At 67.6% G+C, this 17316-nt stretch carries 18 protein-coding genes; 5 read left to right on the top strand and 13 right to left on the bottom strand.

From position 1 onward, the window contains the following. Positions 1–274: 274 nt before the first annotated feature. From ACWDV4_RS24300 to ACWDV4_RS24240, 13 genes are all read right to left on the bottom strand, one after another. Positions 275–1774: an MFS transporter gene (locus tag ACWDV4_RS24300; RefSeq protein ID WP_449982773.1), complete on the bottom strand. Its 1500-nt coding sequence runs from the start codon at positions 1772–1774 to the stop codon at positions 275–277. Positions 1775–2210: 436 nt separating this feature from the next. Continuing rightward, positions 2211–3152, bottom strand: a complete 942-nt coding sequence (locus ACWDV4_RS24295) for an amidohydrolase family protein (protein WP_449982770.1) — start codon at positions 3150–3152, stop codon at positions 2211–2213. A 94-nt stretch (positions 3153–3246) separates the two neighbouring features. Continuing rightward, a complete protein-coding gene (locus ACWDV4_RS24290) occupies positions 3247–4008 on the bottom strand; it encodes a GntR family transcriptional regulator (RefSeq protein WP_449982769.1) in 762 nt (253 codons plus the stop codon). A gap of 198 nt (positions 4009–4206) precedes the next feature. Beyond that, positions 4207–5088: a fumarylacetoacetate hydrolase family protein gene (locus tag ACWDV4_RS24285; protein ID WP_449982767.1), complete on the bottom strand. Its 882-nt coding sequence runs from the start codon at positions 5086–5088 to the stop codon at positions 4207–4209. Continuing rightward, entirely contained in the window at positions 5088–5498 is a 411-nt protein-coding gene (locus ACWDV4_RS24280) for a RidA family protein (protein WP_449982764.1), read from the bottom strand. Before ACWDV4_RS24280 ends, ACWDV4_RS24285 begins: the two co-directional genes overlap by 1 nt. 31 nt (positions 5499–5529) lie before the next feature. After that, on the bottom strand, positions 5530–6066 hold the full coding sequence (locus ACWDV4_RS24275; RefSeq protein WP_449982763.1) for a cupin domain-containing protein: 537 nt from the start codon (positions 6064–6066) through the stop codon (positions 5530–5532). Further along, positions 6063–6434, bottom strand: a complete 372-nt coding sequence (locus ACWDV4_RS24270) for a cupin (protein WP_449982761.1) — start codon at positions 6432–6434, stop codon at positions 6063–6065. Before ACWDV4_RS24270 ends, ACWDV4_RS24275 begins: the two co-directional genes overlap by 4 nt. Before the next feature lie 36 nt (positions 6435–6470). Continuing rightward, a complete protein-coding gene (locus ACWDV4_RS24265; protein ID WP_449982758.1) occupies positions 6471–8066 on the bottom strand; it encodes an FAD-dependent monooxygenase in 1596 nt (531 codons plus the stop codon). 5 nt (positions 8067–8071) lie between these two features. Further along, positions 8072–8806: an SDR family NAD(P)-dependent oxidoreductase gene (locus tag ACWDV4_RS24260; protein WP_449982756.1), complete on the bottom strand. Its 735-nt coding sequence runs from the start codon at positions 8804–8806 to the stop codon at positions 8072–8074. 22 nt (positions 8807–8828) lie between these two features. Next, a complete protein-coding gene (locus tag ACWDV4_RS24255; RefSeq protein WP_449982754.1) occupies positions 8829–9896 on the bottom strand; it encodes an Ldh family oxidoreductase in 1068 nt (355 codons plus the stop codon). A gap of 20 nt (positions 9897–9916) precedes the next feature. Then, entirely contained in the window at positions 9917–10738 is an 822-nt protein-coding gene (locus ACWDV4_RS24250; RefSeq protein WP_449982752.1) for an ABC transporter permease, read from the bottom strand. Beyond that, on the bottom strand, positions 10735–11502 hold the full coding sequence (locus ACWDV4_RS24245) for an ABC transporter ATP-binding protein (protein ID WP_449982749.1): 768 nt from the start codon (positions 11500–11502) through the stop codon (positions 10735–10737). Before ACWDV4_RS24245 ends, ACWDV4_RS24250 begins: the two co-directional genes overlap by 4 nt. A 70-nt stretch (positions 11503–11572) precedes the next feature. Further along, positions 11573–12565, bottom strand: a complete 993-nt coding sequence (locus tag ACWDV4_RS24240) for an ABC transporter substrate-binding protein (RefSeq protein ID WP_449982746.1) — start codon at positions 12563–12565, stop codon at positions 11573–11575. Between the two features lie 355 nt (positions 12566–12920). On the opposite strand from ACWDV4_RS24240, the gene ACWDV4_RS24235 reads away from it, so the two are divergent. The 5 genes from ACWDV4_RS24235 to fmdA all read left to right on the top strand — a co-directional run bounded on the left by ACWDV4_RS24235 (position 12921) and on the right by fmdA (position 17244). Continuing rightward, complete coding sequence (locus tag ACWDV4_RS24235) at positions 12921–13289, top strand: hypothetical protein (RefSeq protein WP_449982744.1); 369 nt, start codon at positions 12921–12923, stop codon at positions 13287–13289. A gap of 223 nt (positions 13290–13512) precedes the next feature. Further along, a complete protein-coding gene (locus tag ACWDV4_RS24230) occupies positions 13513–14268 on the top strand; it encodes a GNAT family N-acetyltransferase (protein WP_449982741.1) in 756 nt (251 codons plus the stop codon). A gap of 200 nt (positions 14269–14468) precedes the next feature. Continuing rightward, entirely contained in the window at positions 14469–15371 is a 903-nt protein-coding gene (locus ACWDV4_RS24225; protein ID WP_449982738.1) for an IS982 family transposase, read from the top strand. 245 nt (positions 15372–15616) lie between these two features. Then, the gene (locus ACWDV4_RS24220; protein ID WP_449982735.1) at positions 15617–15901 is read left to right on the top strand and encodes a zinc ribbon domain-containing protein; all 285 of its coding nucleotides are present in this window, start codon (positions 15617–15619) and stop codon (positions 15899–15901) included. A 92-nt stretch (positions 15902–15993) separates the two neighbouring features. Continuing rightward, entirely contained in the window at positions 15994–17244 is a 1251-nt protein-coding gene (gene fmdA, locus ACWDV4_RS24215) for a formamidase (protein WP_449982732.1), read from the top strand. Positions 17245–17316: the final 72 nt, after the last annotated feature.

The following is a 17316-nucleotide window of genomic DNA, read 5'->3' as shown; positions in this document are numbered from 1 at the left end:
ATCCTGATAAGTCTCGTTAGCCAGTTCTCGCTCGCGCAGATCGACTTCAATTTGTTGGCGATGCGACTCGCTGTCACAAGGGTCCAACGTCCGGCAACCTTCGTGCCACCACCGTCGCCCGTGGAGAGCGAATCAACCGCCGATCGGCCGTCATCACGAGCCACTCGACCGGAATGCCCACCCACGCGCTGAACCTCTCCGACCCGCGCTCGGAGACGTACCACCCGGCGCAGGTACGCCCCGACACAAAAGTGGATCGATGCTGGGCGGGCGGTCACAATGCTGGTGGTCGAGGGGATCCTGCTGACGTGGTACCGGATACGTCAGGCCGAGTGACATCAGCAGCAGGTGGGGCAAGTTCGGCCGGCGCGGCGGTCATCTGCCGGTAGGCGATCACCCCCACCAGGGCGGCCAGCAGCCCACCACTGAGGATCACCGGCCGAGTGCCGTCGATGACGATTGGGCTGTCCCAGATCGTCACGGTCCGTGGCTTGACCAGGGTGACCAACAGTGGCGCCACCACTACCGAACAACCCGCCACGACCTTCAACATGGACTGGTAGAGCGCGTTGATCCGCCCTCGCATCGCGTCCTCGACCCGGGATCCGATAATCGTGGTACCGGTCAAAAACGCCGTACCGGCACATGCCCCCACCACCGCCACGGCGAGCATGGAGAACGCCAGGTGCGGGGAAAACGCAACCGGCACGAGCCCGGCCCCGGCCGAGACGATGGCGATGCCAAACACCCGGTCGTGTGGCAGCCGACGGGCGAGCTTCGGCGCACCCAGGAGGCCGACGACCAGTCCCGCGAAGATCGACAGAAGAAGCAGCCCGAAGGCGGCCTGCCCGCCGAGCAGACTCAGGGCGTAGGTCTGCGCGACGCCGACGATAGCGCCCCCGGCAGCGAAGGCGCCCATCAGGCCGACCAGCAGTCCGCGGACAAGGGGGGTACGGCGGATGTAGGCGGCGCTGTCGCGCAGCATCCCGCCGCCCCCCGGCCCGCTCGGCTGGGTATTCCGTGCGCCAGCGGCGCTGGTCGACTGCTGCGCCTGCGGGTCGTCGCCAACGGGGGCAACTGCCATGGGCCGTTGCGACAGTTCCGGCAGTCGGATCGCGATGATGATCGCGCTGGTCAGATAGAACAGCGCGGCGACGACAACGGCGATTCGGGCCAGCCCCACCGCATCCAGGAACTCGGGGGGTAGGTGCAGGGTGGTACCGGCACCGGTGATCAGGGTGAACAGGCCGCCACCGACGAGGACTGCGATGCCGTACGTCATGATGAGGCCGAGTTGGGTGGCGGGCTCCATCTGGTCCGGACGGCGCAGCAGGTTGGGTAGCGCGGCGTCCTTCGACGGGATCCACATGATCGCGGCGGCCTGGATCAGAAACGTCCCCGCAAAGATCCACCAGTAGCTGCCCACGATCACGATCGAGAGCAACAGGGCAGCCCGGACGAGGTCAGCGATGACCATGATCACGCGACGGTTGAACCGGTCCGCGAGGAGCCCACCGATCGGCGCGAAGAGCAGACCGGGTAACAGATTGGCGAAGAGTACGGTACTGAAAGCAACGTTCGCCCCCGTCGCACTCTCCGCCAGGAGTCCCGCCAGCGCCGCCAACGAAAGCAGCGCCAACCAGTCCGCGGCGCTACAGAAGCCGGTGACGATCCACAGCCGGCGAAACGGTCCCAGCGCCAGCACCTGCCGCGCACGTCGAATTGTGGACGCGTGCGCCTCCGGCAGCACGATCCCGGTGGCACCGGTCGCCAATTTTCCCGCCCCTGCTAGTCCCGGCTCACTCCCGCATGTGGGCCATCCGATAAGTCGGGACCTGCACCAGCAGGTCCCAACCGTCCCGGCAGCATATCCGGGAGAGCCACGAGCCGGTTCCCGCAGCCCTGTTCGGCTCCGTCGCCCACGGCGCGTCCGAACGTCGCAACGCTCCCATACCCGTTGCAGATCTTGGTGGGCAACGGCCTCCCCTGCCGAGGCGCTGGCGCGCCAGTGAGCAACTACAGCTAACCAGCTACCTGCCGCCGGAGGGGATACGTCAGCGAGCCCACGTCACCCATTCATACCGATTGACGAACATTCACCTACCGAGTGCTGACAATCTTTATGTTCATGTGATCTTCATGGATCGGCCCGCCGCTACCGCCGCCTCTCGACCCGACGCACCAGGAAAAGACAGCCAACACACGGACCATCAGCGGCCCAGGGCGGCGGCCGCGTTGGTGGTCGCCACCCGCTGGGCGAACTCCGCGCCCCGGTGGGCGACCGCCGCCGTCGGATCGTCGGTGCCCATCGGGAACGGCCAGTCACTGCCCAACACCAGACGGTCGGCACCGAAGACCGACACGGCAAGGTCGACCACGGCCGGATCGTGGGCCAGCGAGTCGACGTAGAGCGCCCGTACCACCTCGGCCGGGGACGACGAGAGCACCGGCACGCCCGGCCGGGAGGTGGCGTGTCCGCGTTCCCAACGTCCGACCACCATCGGCAGGCAGCCGCCGCAGTGCACCAGCACGATCCGGATGCCGGGGAAGGTGCTCAGCACCTCGCCGAAGACCAGTTGGGCAGCGGCGACGGTCGTCTCCATCGGGTTACCGAGCAGGTTGGTCAGGTAGTACGGTTCCAGCCGGTCGTCCGGTGAGTGCGCCGGGTGCAGTTGCAGGGTACGAGCATCCGCGTCGAGCCGTCGCCACAGCGGGCGGAACGCCTCGGCGTCCAGCGCCATCGACGCGCCACCGGCGGCCCCGACCACCCCTGCCCAACGGTCGTCCGTAGCGATCCGCTCGTACTCGGCGAGCGCCACCTCGGGGTGCTCCAGTGGCAGGTAGGCCAGCGGGGTGAGCCGGGGACGACCGTCCACCACCGCGAGCAGGCCGTCGTTGACCGCGCGAGTCCAGTCCGCCGCTTCGGTGGCCGAGAGCCGCTGTCGGTAGAACGGCGGCGGGATACTGACCACTGCCTCGTCCAGGCCGGCCGAGTCGAGGTACTCCTCAAGGCGCTCGGGGTGGTAAAGGTCGGCTGGCCCGATCCGGCCGCCGTTGAGCAGGACCACTCCACTGTCATCGGTCTCGACCTGGGGCAGGTCGACCGAGCGCAGATCGGGGGCGAGGTGGGTGTGTATGTCGATGCCGGGCACGAGCTTTCCTTAAACGCAGAAGTGGGAACCGTCCGCCGTCGAGTGTCCGACGGTGAACGTCGAGGCGGACGCGGTGGTGCGGTCCGCGGGCGGACTATCGGGTGCCTCGGGGTCGAGGCACCGCCTTGCTGGGGCCGGCACTGCCGGGTGCGGCGTCGGCCGTCATCTTGGCGACGACCCGGTCGGCGGCGTGCTGGATGTGGACCCGCACCGCGTGCACCGCGGCTGGCACGTCGTGCGCGATGCACGCTTCGAGGATGGCCCGGTGCTCACGTACCCGGTCTTCGCTCTGCCTGGTCGGGGTGACCGTGGCGAACCGGTAGCGTTCGCTGTTCTCCCAGACCGGCTCAAGGCCACGCAGCAGCCAGCGGGAACCAGCTGCCCGGTAGATCGTGAAGTGGTATTCGGTATGTGCCCGGCGGGCGGCAGGGACATCACCGCGTTCGGACGCGGCCAGGTGCTCGTCCAGGGCCGCCTGGGCGCGACGCGCGTCGTCCGGGGTGAACCGGGCGGCGGCTCGCTCGATGAGCACCGACTCCATGGCGATCCGGGTCTCGTGGGTGTCGATCGCGTCCTCGACAGTCAGCGGCATGACCCAGGCGCCCTTGTGCTGGACGACCTCGACCAGGCCGATGGCAGCCAGCCGACGAATCGACTCGCGCACCGGACTCATGCTCATGCCCAGCAGTTCGGCCATCTCGTTGAGGCGTAACGGCGTACCGGCCGGCAGGCGCCCGGTGAGGATCGCCTCGTGCAGGGTCGCCGTGGCCGAATCGACGAGGGTACGGTGCTGGCCACCGGGGGGCACACGGCTGTCATCGCTGACGTCGCTCAGGACTGCCCTACGATGCGTCACTGCCAATGTGTGCCTCCGGTAAACGCTGCTGGCGGATTCTCTCCGTGTCCTCGGTAGCGAGACATGCGCGACCGGCCCCTAAGTCCGGGTATGTGCCGGTCGATTTCGCTAACGCACCGCGCGCTACGTGATCGCGCCGATTTTATCCAATGGTGATTGCCCGGCGGGGTGCGTGGAACGCACACACCCCGTCCAGCCTCAATGCAGTGTGGTGAGGGCGACCCGATTGCGCAGCTCGCCCAGCCCGCCGACACGGGTCACCACCACGTCGCCGTCGTGCAGGAAGACCTGCGGGTCGCGGGCGTTGCCGATCCCGCTCGGTGTACCGGTCAGTACCACGTCACCGGCCCGAAGGGTCATCCCCCAGCTCAGCTCGGCGATGATACGGGCGAACGAAAAGGCCATCTGGGCGGTCGAGGCGTCCTGCAACACCACCCCGTTGACCTCACACTGGATCCGTAGGTCAGCCGGATCGGGCAACTCGTCCACGGTGGTCAGCCAGGGGCCCAGTGGCATGGTGCCGTCGATGCTCTTGCCCTTGAGCCACTGCCCGCCATGGGCCCGCTGCAGGTCCCGCTGCGAGACGTCGTTGGCGATGCAGAACGCCGCCACGTGCGACAACGCATCGGCCTCGCTGACCGAGCGGCAGTCCGTACCGATGACCAGGGCTACTTCCGCCTCGTAGTCCCACTTGCTGGAGATCTGCGGGTCGTAGGCGATGTCGTCGTACGGGCCGATGACCGTGTCCGGTCCCTTGGTGAAGAAGGTGGGGTGCTTGGGACGCTCCGGCGGATCCTGTCCCTCCCGCTTACCAGCCGACTCCTCGAAGTGGTCCCAGTAGTTCCACCCGGTGCACAGGATGTCCCGGTTGAACCGACGCAGCGGGGCCCCGAGCCGGACCTCTGACAGCGATACGACCGGCGCCCGCTCCGCGGCGGCACGGACCGCCTCCAGAGCGGCCGCACCCCCACGGATGGCATCGTCCACGGTGCCCACCTCGGCTGGCAACACCGTAATGGTGCCCTCGCCGACGAGACCGATCCGGGGACCGTTCTCGCCCAGGACAGTGGCGAGCCTCATCAGCTGGCCCGCTCGTCGTCGATCACCGCGATGGCGTTGATCTCGATGAGGTAGTCCTTGTTCACGAACTTGGACACCTCCACCATCGTGGAAGCAGGCGGGCCGGCGGTGAAGTACTGCCGACGTACCTCGTGGATGGCCTGGAAGTCCTCCATGTTGCGGACGAAGACATCCACCCGGGCGATGTCGTCCAGGGTCCCACCGGCTGCCTCCATCGCGGCCCGCAGGTTCTGGCAGACCTGGTGGGTCTGGGCGGTGATGTCACCGACTCCGGTAACGCCTCCCTGCGCGTTGCGGGCGGTCATGCCGGAGACGAAGACCAGCCGACCCCGCGCCTGTACCGTCGTGGCCTGGGCAAAGTGGCCGTTGGGGGCGGCCAACTCGGGAGAGACAACCTGTTGCTTGGGCATGACATTTCCTTACTTCAAAGGGTGGTGCGAGTTAGCGGGCGTCCTGCGGGTCGGTGTACCACTCCGGCTGGGTGGGATAGTGCGGCCCGTCGTAGATCTCGAGCAGGACGCTCTCCTCCTCGGCCAGGGTGGGGCCGTGCAGGCTGCCCTTCGGGTTCCAGTAGAAGGAACCCGGGGTGAGGGTCAGTCCGGTGGGCAGGTACGTGTACCGGCCGCTGAGGCAGAACATGAACTGGTTGGACGCGTGCGAGTGGCGCAGCGGGATGCCCGCTCCCTTGCGGAAGCGCACCAGCGAGATGGAGGCCTCGGTCTCCTCGTTGCGCCAGAGCGGCTTGTGCGACAACCCGGCCAGGGTCTTGTCGGCCCAGTCGAGTTCGTCGGTCTGTAGCAGGATCTCCCGGAACCGGGCCAGCACCATCCCGTCCGGTCCCGGCACGAGTTGCTCGCGGGAGCGGTCGGCCGCCTCTCCCCCGTAGTTCGACGGTTCGGAGAGGTTGTTCGCCCACTCCTGCGGGTCGATTCCGGCCGGCACCGGCGGGACGGGTACGACCGACGGTTGCTCGGTCACTGCTGTTCCTGCCCGGCGACGAGGTTCTCGCCGAGGCACTTGAGCTCGACGAGCCGGCTACGGTAGCGGCTGGTGCCGTTGTTGGTGAGCATGTGCACCTCACCCGGCTCGCGGTAGACCACGCCGCCGACCGCCTCGTGCACCAGCCGCGGGTCACCTCCGGCGAGCGCGTCGATCCGGTTGTCGGCGGCCTCCAGGGCGATCACCAGGTACGGGTTGAGGTGGTGGTGCCAGGGCTGCTGCTCGCCGGGCTCCAGCGTGATCTCCCAGACCCGCACCTGGTCGTTCTCGAAAACCACCTGCTGGCCGACGGCACCGAGCTTGACCTCGGTCCCGTCCGGCGCGGTCGCGTGGCCGTAGTTGTCCATCGTGGATCCTTCCGAATTCGCTGGGCTGTGGACGGGTCAGGCCGCGTCGCGCGGCGGCGGGCAGCCGGTGATCCTGGTGTAGAGCTCGGCCGCCGTAGTGGTGGAGACGGCGGGATCGAACGGGACGATCGCGGCCACGTGCCCGTCGGGCCGGATCAGGACGAGCGTGTCGTCCTTGACGCCGAAGCGGCGACGTACCCGGTCACCGGGATCGAACAGGGCCCGGTCGCGTAGGCCCGAGTCATGCGGGGCGTCCCAGCGGCTGACCACGTAGTGCCGTAGGGCAGGCGAGTCCTGCGGCGGCAGTACGGGCACCCGACGGGGGTCGGTGAAGTAGAGCGCGACAAAGGCGTCGGAGACCAGGTCGTGCAGGTGCACCGTACCGGCCGGGCCGAACACCGGCAGGTCGGGGCTGCGAGCACCGGCGAGCACCGGCAGCGGATCGTCACCGGCTGCCACCATGGACCAGTCGCCGGTTCCGTCGACGTCGAGACGTACACCCAGCATGGCGCGGGTGAACGCGTTGCCCCAGTTGCCGTCGGTCATCACCCCCGGGTCGTCCGCCCGGCGGGCCATGTAGGCGCGGGCGGCGGCGGCCATCGCGGCGGACCCCTTGGTGGCCACCGGTTCCTGCTCGGTCTGGTAGGCGTCGAGCAGCGCCGGCTCGGCCCAGCCACGCAGCACCCAGGCCATCCGCCAGGGCAGGTTGGAGGCGTCCAGCACCCCGGTGTTCAACCCGAGTGCCCACATCGGAGTGATCAGGTGAGCGGCGTCGCCGAGCAGGAACACCCGGCCGTCCTGCCACCGGTCGGCCACCCGCTGGTGCACGTGGTAGATGTTGGTGCCGACGATCTCCAGGGTCTTGGTGTCGCCGATGAACCGGCGGGCCTTGTCGGCCAGCTCCTCCCGGGTCGGCTCCGCCTGACCGGCCGGCAGTGGATAGAGGAAGCGCCAGCAGTGCGGCTGACGGACCAGGATCATCCATTCCTTCGGGTCACCGAAGTAGGCCAGGTACGGGTAGTCGCGCGGGTTCTCCACATCGAGGTCGACCTTCAGGTCGACCAGCATGTAGCGCTCTTCGTAGGTCTGTCCCTCGACCACGGCACCGATCTGGTCCCGGACTACGGACCGGCCGCCGTCGCAGCCGAGCAGGTAGCGCACCGGTACGGTCCGCTCCCCCTCGGGCGTGCTCAGCCGTACGTCGACCCGGTCCGGGTGCTGGGTGAAGTCGAGTAGCCGGTGCTTCATGTGCAGCGCGTCGGGTGCGGCCGCGTCGAGCCGACGCCGCAGGATCGGCTCCAGTTCGTGCTGCGGAATGTTGATGATGAACGGAAAGCGGGTGTCCTCGGTCAACTCGCTGGTCCGGACGCTGAGCGTCTGGGTGTTCGTCGCCCGGTCCAACTCGCCGATCTCGTCGATGCGCAGTGACCCGGCCAGCACGTCGTCGAGTACGCCGTACCGGTGCAGCACCTCCAGCGTACGAGTGAGGATGGTGCCCGCCTTGGTGTCCAGGGAGAGCCGGTCGTCCTCCTCGAAGATCACCACGGGGACTCCATGGTGGACGAGTCCCAGCGCCGTCACCAGACCGACCGGTCCGGCTCCGACGATGCCCACCGGCAGCTGCTCGGTCATGCTGCTCATTTCGCCTCGCTCTTCGGATATGCGCGATCACGGGTGAGGGTCGACCCGGTCATGATCGCAGCGGGAGATAGCAGGAACATCAGCGGCCCGACCACATCGACGGGATCGCCGATACCGGTGGCCCGTTCCCAGTGCTCCCGTTCCCCGCCGGAGGGGTTGGCCTGCCGGAACTGCGGGGTGTCGATCACTCCGGGAAAGACGGTGTTGACCCGAATACGGTGTTCGGCGACCTCGGCCGCGAGCGACTTGGCGAAGGCGATCAGTGCCCCCTTGCTCGCCGCGTACGCCGAAGCCTGGGCCCGGCCGGCGGTGGCCAGCCCGGAGGCGAAGACCAGGATCGTGCCGGAGCGGCGGGCGATCATCTCGGGCAGCACCGCCTGCGCGCACCAGACCACACCGTCGAGGTTGACGGCGAGGGTCCGCCGCCATTGCTCCGGGTCCATGTCGATGACGTCGCAGCGGGGCTGCACCGCCGCACCGGCGATCAGTGCGTCGATCCGGCCGTGGTCGGCCCGGACCTGCGCCACCGCCGCCAGAACAGCGTCCCGGTCGGAGACGTCTACCTGGTAGTCCTGCACTCGGCCGCTGGGGTGCGGCTGCCCGGGCACCACGTCGAAGACGGCAGCGGTCCCGCCGGCGTCGGCGTAGGCGTGGGCGATCGCCGCGCCGATGCCGTTGGCTCCGCCGGTCACGATGAGGACCTCACCGGTGGCGTCGAAAGTGGCCTGCATGTCTGCTCCTTCCTCTCGCTCGTCAGCGGTGTGCTGGTCCGTCTGCGGTTACCGGTTCGCCGAGGGGTACGCCCAGGCTGGCGGCGACCCCGGCCAGGCCGGCGAAGATCGATGGCTCCAGCGCGACGCCCTGGCGCAGCGCTCGCGCATGCCGGGCGGACTCGATGTCGCCGGGCAGGTAGACCTGTTCGACCCCGGGAGCACGATCTGACGCGAGCACCTGGTAGGTCAGGTCGGTCACCCGGCGGCTGATCTCCTCGGCGTCGTCGAACGCCTCGACGTCCAGCGCCAGGAAGAAGTGCGCGCAGTCGTTGGGCACGGTGGTGTCCGCATAGAGCCCATTGACCCGCCGACCGTACGCACCACCGGAGAGGACTCCGGCGAGTACGTCGATCATGAGGGCGAGACCGTAGCCCTTGTGCCCGCCGGAGGGCAGCAGCAGTCCCTTGAGGGCGGCCGCCGGATCGGTGGTCGGTCGGCCGTCCGAGTCGGTGGCCCAGGTCGCCGGGATCTCCCGCCCCTCCCCCGCCGCCAGTCGGATCTTGCCAAGCGCGGCCTCGGAGAGGGCGATGTCCAGGATCACTGGCTCGCCGTCGGAGCGCGGTACGGCGATCGCCAGCGGGTTGTTGCCCACCACCGCGGATGCGCCGCCGGGGGCGGGCATCAGCGGGCGGGTGTTGGCGGCGGCGATTCCGATGCAGCCGTTGGCCGCTGCGTAGCCGGCGTAGCGGAAGGCCCCGCCGAAGTGGAACGCTCGGCGGACGCTGACCGCGCCCACCCCGTACGTCTGGGCCTTCTCCACCGCCAGGCGCATGGCCTGGTCACCGGTGAGCTGACCGAGCGCGTGTCCCGCGTCGAGCACCGCGATGGCACCCTTGTCCCGGACGATGTCGGCCTTCTCGGATCGGGTGACCGAGCCGGCCTTGATCCGGTCGACGTACATCGGCACGAGCAGCACACCGTGCGAGGAGATGCCCCGCAGGTCGGCGTCCACGAGGGACTCGGCGACCACCCGGGCGGCTGGGTCGGAGAAGCCCAACGCGCTGAAGACCGAGGTGACGGCGTCGGTGAGCCAGGAAACGGAAATCATCTGTTGACGCTGTTGGGTGCTCATTTCCGTTCCGCCCAGGGTACGCAGAGCCGCTCGATCGCGGCGAGGAGGTAGAAGAGGACGACGCTCAGCACGCCGAGCAGGATCATCGCGGCGAACGCCAGGGCGGTGTCGGCACTCGCGCCGGAGGCCACGATGGCGTATCCCAGGCCCTCGGTGGCGCCGACGAACTCGGCGATGACGGCTCCGATCACCGCCAGGGTGATGGCGAGCTTGAGGCCGACGAAGAACTGCGGGATGGCGGCGGGCATCCGGATCATGCGGAACATCTGCCACCAGTTGACCTTGATGGACCGGGCCAGCTCCACCAGGTCGGGCGGGGTGGAGCTGAGCCCGGCAGCGGTGGAGATGACGATCGGGAAGAAGCAGACCAGGAAGACCAGGAAGACCTTGGGGAATTGCCCGAAGCCCATCCAGACCACCAGCAGCGGTGCGACCGCGATCTTGGGTACGGCGTTGAGCATCAGCAGCAGCGGATAGACCGTACGCTCCAACATCCGGGAGGCGGTGACGATCATGGCCAGCGGCACACCGACCACGATCGCGAGCAGGAAGCCCAGCACGGTCTCCCAGAGGGTGACCAGGGTGTTGTCCCACAGATAGTCGGCCTGGTCGACCATTGCCTCGGCCACCAGCAGCGGTGACGGGAGGATGAAGCTTTCAATCTTGAAGACGACGGTGATCGCCCACCAGAGCCCGATGGCGACGACCACGCCGAGGACGGGGAGGAACTGCTGGGCCCAGCCCTCCTCGGGACGGCGGGCGCGCTTGCGGCGATTGGCTGCGGGCGTGGGCGTCGGTGCGGGCGCGGCGACCTTCACGGTGCCACCACCTCCGGAGTCATTAGCAGGTCGTGCAGTTGGGCGCGTACCTCGCCGAGTTCGGCGGAGTGTCCGTCGTGCCCCAACGAGCGCGGTCGGGCAACGTCGATGTCAATGATCTTGTGCAGGCGACCCGGTCGCGGGCTGAGTACGACCACCCGATCGGCGAGCAGGACCGCCTCGTCCACCGAGTGGGTGACGAACAGGACAGTCGACGCCTGCTTCATCTGCAGACGCTGAAGCTCCACCGAGAGGTCGGCCCGGGTCAACGCGTCCAGCGCGGAGAACGGCTCGTCCATGAGCAGCACCCGGGGTTGCTGGATCAGCGCCCGACAGAGCGAGACCCGCTGCTGCATGCCGCCGGAGAGCTCGTGCGGCAGGCGCTTCTCGAAACCGGTCAGCCCGACCAGGTCCAACAGCTCGTGCGCCCGCTCCCGGGCCATCCTGCGGTCCCACCCGAACACCTGGGTCGGCAGAAGCACGTTGTCCAGCACCGAGCGCCACGGCAGCAACGCCGGCCGCTGGAACATGAAGCCGATGTCCCGCCGAGGCGAGTCGATCGGCGTACCGGCCACGGTGATCTCGCCGGAGGTGGCCGTCTGCAGACCGGCGACCAGTCGAAGCAGGGTCGACTTACCGCAGCCGGACCGGCCGACGATCGCCACGAACTCACCGTCGGCGACCTCGAGCGACACATCGCGCAGGGCTTCGACGTCGCCGGCCCGGGTGCGGTATATCTGCGAGACGTTACGAATTCCGATCATGGTGTCGCTCCCTCGCGGTGCGCGCGACCTGGCCACGCGCACCGCGATGTCGAAGAAGAGGAGTCAGGAGTTACTTGACGATGTCGTACACGCCGAGGTCTTCGACCTTCGGCGTCGACTTGAGCGTGCCAGTGCCGGCGAGCAACGCCACCATCCGCTCCACCCGCGCCTGGTCGAGGTGACCGACGGTGGCACCATCGACGAGGACGTACGGCCGCATCACGGTGAGTTCGGCGGCGGCTACCTTCTCGTCGGCGGTCCGGTCATGCTTCTTCAACAGCTGGGCCGCCTCTTCGGGGTGCTCGACCGCGTAGACCAGGCCCTTGAGTAGGGCGGCGGTGAACTTCTCCACCTGCGCCTTGTCGCTGGAAAGCTTCGAGGCGGAGACCAGCAGCCCGTTGCCGTAGAGGTCGGGCAGCTTGTCGGCGTACGGCAGCATCGTGACCGTCTTACCGGCCGCCGCCTTCTCCAGCAGCGGCTTACCAGCGACGAACTGGCCGATCGCGTCGACCGAGCCGGAGGCAAGCAGCTGCGGCAGGGACTGCGGCGAGGACGGCACGAACTTGACCGAGTTCGCGTCGATGCCGGCGGCCTTGGCGTACGCCGGGAAGATGATCATATTGGTCGAGCCGGAGGCATCGGCGATGCTGCTACCCGGCAGCTTCTCCGGCGAGTCGATCGCCTTGCTCAGCGACGCGATGCCGGCCATGGACTTCTGGTGCACGGCGGCCACGGCGCGGACCGGGAGGTTCTCGTTGGACTGCGTCGTGATGACCCCGGCCAGGTCGCCGGTGCCGTAGTCGGCCTGGCCCGAGCCGATGAGCTTCATGACGTCGACGGTGCCGGTCCCGGGCTTGATGGTGACCTTGAGGCCGGCCTCTTCGAAGTAGCCCTTCTCCAGGGCGACATATGCGTACGCGTCCCGACCGAACGTCCCGAAGGAGGTCAGGTAGGTGACTGCGGTGGCGTTGGACGAATCTTCTGACTCCGAGTTGCACCCGGCGGCGGTAACGAGGAGAGCGGTCGCGGCAAGGGCTGCGACGAGACGGTGACGACCTGACATGAAACCTCCTGCGAAAGCGAGATTTATAAAATGTCAAACCTGAGGTCTCGTCAAGACCTGGTTTTAAACAACGTGGTGACGGACAGTCACCCGACCCCGGATGTGGTACGCGCACCACTGCAACTGCGGACACCTCCGGGCGGGTCTCGCGACAGCAACCAACGCCTGGTCAACCGACTTCCGAGGACCAAAAGGGGCATCGACCTTCATAACCGATCCATCTGAAGTAATCATTCGGACGAACCGCCTCGGTGAGGCTGATCACGTCCACAACGGGCTAGGCCGGGCATCTCGCCGGCGATCCCGGCCCTGCCCTGCTACACGCCGCCATCGGACCGTGCGGACGGAGGCCACTGTGAACGGTCGGACGACGGTGCCTCGGGTGGTTGCCGCCGTGGGTGCGATCAGTGGATCATCCGCTGGTCACGGTAACCAACACCATCGAGATGGCCTGGCAGTCACCCAACCGAGCCGAGCCAGGTGGTGGGAGAAGCACGGGTTTGCCGTCGCCACGGCGACACTCGGCTGGCTCGGTGTCCGGGCCGGGTTCCGGATGCGACTGTTGGTCCACCCGAACCGGATCGTGGTGGTCGACCTGGTGTCCCGCCACGACCCCGGCTGGCCACATCGCAGCAGCGATGTGGACTGGGGGGTGTTCGGTGCGATGCTGGGACTCTTCGGGACGGCGATGCTGGTCCGGAGGCTGCTCGGCAACGGCGGTTGACATTTCACGGATCACGATGGAATCGTCTGGCGTGATCCCGCGCCTGCGCGGCTGTCTGTGAAGGATGACGCCTTTGATTCCGGCGACCGGAGTTGGCCGCCCATGTGCTGCACAGCAGGACCGGTCTGCCGGTCTGCGCTGAGCACCACCTCGTTCTGCGGCGGCCCCACGTTTCCCGATCCAGTCCGCAGATCTTCTTTCACTGACATGGGGTCACCTGATCATGGACACCAACGTCCAGAATTCCGTCCTCGCCCAGCTCAACCGGCGTCCTAAGGTCGTCGCAGTCGGGCCCTTCGTCATCGGTTGGGATCCGAGCACCGACAGCCGATTCGTCAATTACGCCACTCCCCACATCGGAGCAGGCATGACCGCTGCCGACGTGGCCGCACTGGTAACAGCGTTCGAGGGCATCGGCTGCGTACCGAGACTGGAGTACGTCACCAGCTGTGCCCCCGACCTCGAACAACTCCTGCTCGCCGCCGGCTTCACTGTGGAGGCACGGCACGACTACCTGGTCTGTTCGCCCGCCGCACTCGTCGTACCCGCGATACCCGAGGGATTCGAGATCGCGGTACCACGCACGGACGAGGACCGCGCCGGTCTCGTCGCGGCCCAGAACGAAGCGTTCGGCGGTGAGCCGGTCGCTACCGCGTCGGACGTCGCCCGCATCCGCCGTACCCAGCAAAACGGCGGGGTGGTGATGCTCGCCCGCGATCTCGGCAGCGGTCGCATCGTCGGTGGCGGGCAGGCGGCACCGCCCGGTGGCGGGGTGGCCGAGGTCGCCGGTATCGCGGTGCGGCGCGGGTTCCGTCGACAGGGCATCGCCGGAGCCCTCACCGCCGCGATCACGGAGCGGGTGTTCGCGGCGGGTACCGAAACCGCCTGGCTGGAGGCCTCCGCTGCGGACTCCTGGCGAGTCTACGAACGGGTGGGTTACGTCCCGGCCGGCAAGCGTCTCTACATCGCTCTCGACTGATCACGGAAGCGACCTTCGACTGATCCTGGGCGAGGGCCGTCCTAGCGGTTGAGTGCGGCCCTGCCTGGCACGTTCCCGTCGCTGCCCATCGCCACGGCGGCGGGACGTGTCGGCCCAGTGATCTAGATGATTGAGTCCTAAATCTTTGCTGGTGGGAGGTGCCGGCGTACTGGCACAGGGAAGGGTGTCGTTGTCTGCTCGTGACAGCTGACATCAACACCCTTCTGACCGCACTGTACGTGTTCGTAGACGATCACCTGGTACCGCGTCGCCGCCGTCCCGGCCGGCCCCAGCGGTTGTCCGACGCCGAACTGGTCTGCCTGATGATCACCCAGGTCCTGTTCGACTTCCCTCGTGAACGGCACTGGATCCGCTGGGCCGGCACCCACCTGCAAGGCATGTTCCCGTACCTGCCGACCGCGTCCGGCTACGGCAAACGGGTCCGCGGCAGCGGTCAGCTCATCGCCACCGTGCTCCGGGCCCTGGCCCAGGTCACCCCGACCAGTGCCCCGATCCTCAGGTTGATCGACTCCACCCCGGTACCGTGCGGCACCTCGCGGGAGACCACGAAACGTTCGGACCTGGCCGGGGACGCCGGCTACGGCTACAGCGCCTCACACTCCCGCTACTTCTGGGGCATGCGCCTGTATCTACTGGCCACAGCCGAGGGCATGCCCGTGCTGTGGTGCCTGGCCAACCCGAAACTCGACGAACGGGAGGTGATGGCCGCCCTCATCGAGGCCGACCACCACCTGATCGCCGACGGGCAGGTCATCCTGGCCGACCGTGGCTTCGCCAGCCCGGAGTTCGACCAGTTCTGCGACCTGCGCAGCATCCACCTGGTCCGCCCGAAACGCGCCAACGCCACAGCCGACGCCCCACGCACCCCGGCCGAGAAAGCCCTGCTCCGCGCCCGCCAATGGATCGAGTCGATCTTCCAGAGCCTGAAAGGCCAGCTCTCCCTGGAACGACACGGAGCCCGCCGACACGACGGCCTGTTCGCCCGCGTCGGTCAACGCCTACTCGCCCTGGCCGCTGTGATCTGGCACAACACCAACATCGGCGCACCCAACCCAAGATCACTCATCGCATACGACCATTGACCAGCAGGGATTTAGGACTCAATCATCTAGGCATCCGCGCATCCCTCCCCCGTACTCGCACCGTCACCCTGGTCACAGCAGTCACGACTTGCCGCGTTCGACTGCGCCGTCACTCGTCGGGCTTTCATGCTTTCCTTGTCCGCGCCTTGCGTACCTGCCGGCCCGGCGTGCACCAGGGTCGCGGCACGCCGTCGGGCGGGCGGGTGACTGGGGCGCCGAGGTTTCCTGGCGGGAATGGGGTGAAGATGGCCAAATACGAATACCGGTGCCCGCAGGACGGTAACTTCGAGGTCACCTATCCGATCGGCACCGCGGCTGCGCAGACCAACTGCGTGGTCTGTGGGGACCATGCCGACCGGGTCTTCTCGACGCCGATGCTCGCCCGTACTCCACAGTCGCTGACCAGGGCGATCGACCATGCCCAGCGAAGCGCGGAGAGACCCGAGGTGGTGAGGCGCGTTCCGCCCCGGTCTCAGCCGGTACGGCGGCAGCCCAGGCATCCCGGTCATGCCCGTCTGCCCCGACCGTGACCCACGCCGGATGACGTCGTCACCCAGGCGAGGAGCACCCAGCTCGGGGGCTATCAGGAGGAAAGCGCGGGAGCCAACAGGAGGAATCAGCGATGCCCAAGAACCTCTTTCCCTTGGACTCGTCGAAGAAGTTCACCGACCAGGAGAAGATCGGTCACAACAGGTGGCATCCCGACATTCCGCCAGTGGTCAGTGTCAAACCGGGTGACTCCTTCCGTGTGGACTGTCGCGAATGGTTCGACGGTGCCATGCGCAACGACGACTCGGCGGAGGACATTCGGGATGCCCCCTTGTCGGTCGTACACGCGCTGAGTGGGCCGTTCCGCATCGAGGGGGCCGAGCCGGGCGACCTACTCATCGTCGACATCCTCGACATCGGCCCGATCCCCCAGGAGGACTCCGGCCCGTTGGCCGGCCAGGGATGGGGCTACACCGGGATCTTCGCCAAGAAGAACGGTGGAGGATTTCTCACCGACCAGTTCCCGGATGCCTACAAGGCGATCTGGGACTTCACCGGCCAGACGGCGACGTCGCGGCACATCCCGGGGGTACGGTTCACCGGGATGATGCACCCGGGCCTGGCCGGCACCGCGCCCTCGGCGGAACTTCTCGCGCGGTGGCACGATCGGGAAGGACGGCTACGGGCCACCGATCCGAACCGGGTACCGCCGTTGGCGTTACCGCCCGAGCCGAAGGACGCCATCCTGGGTTCCCTCACCGGGGCCGACTTCGACCGGGTCGCGGCCGAGGGTGCCCGGACCGCGCCGCCCCGGGAAAACGGCGGCAACCAGGACATCAAGAACTTCACCAAGGGGACTCGGGTCTTCTATCCGGTCTATGTTCCCGGCGCGAACTTCTCCATCGGCGACCTGCACTTCTCCCAGGGCGACGGAGAGATCACCTTCTGCGGCGCAATCGAGATGAGTGGCTTCGTCGACCTGCACGTGGACCTGATCAAGGGGGGCATGGCGACGTACGGGGTTGGCGAGAACACCATCTTCATGCCGGGCAACACCGGGCCGCAGTACTGCGAGTGGCTGGCGTTCTCCGGGCTCTCCGTCACCCTCGACGGCGAGCAGCGCTACCTGGACTCGCAGCTGGCCTACCAGCGGGCCGTCCTGCACGCCATCGACTACCTGACCAAGTTCGGCTACAGCGGCGAACAGGCTTACCTGCTGCTCGGTGCCGCTCCGATCGAAGGACGCTTCTCCGGTGTGGTGGACATCCCCAACTCCTGCGCCACCGTCTACCTGCCGACTGCGATCTTCGATTTCGACGTACGACCGTCGGCCGCCGGACCGGTCCAGATCGATCCGGGCATGGGTGCTCCTCGGGCCGCTTAACAGTGCTGATCGCAGTGCGTCCCCTGGTAGTCCGCACCCGGTACCACCAGGGGACGCGACGCGACGGTGCCT

The organism is Micromonospora sp. NPDC003197 (assembly GCF_053590565.1).
This window is presented reverse-complemented; position numbering and strand designations above follow the sequence as displayed.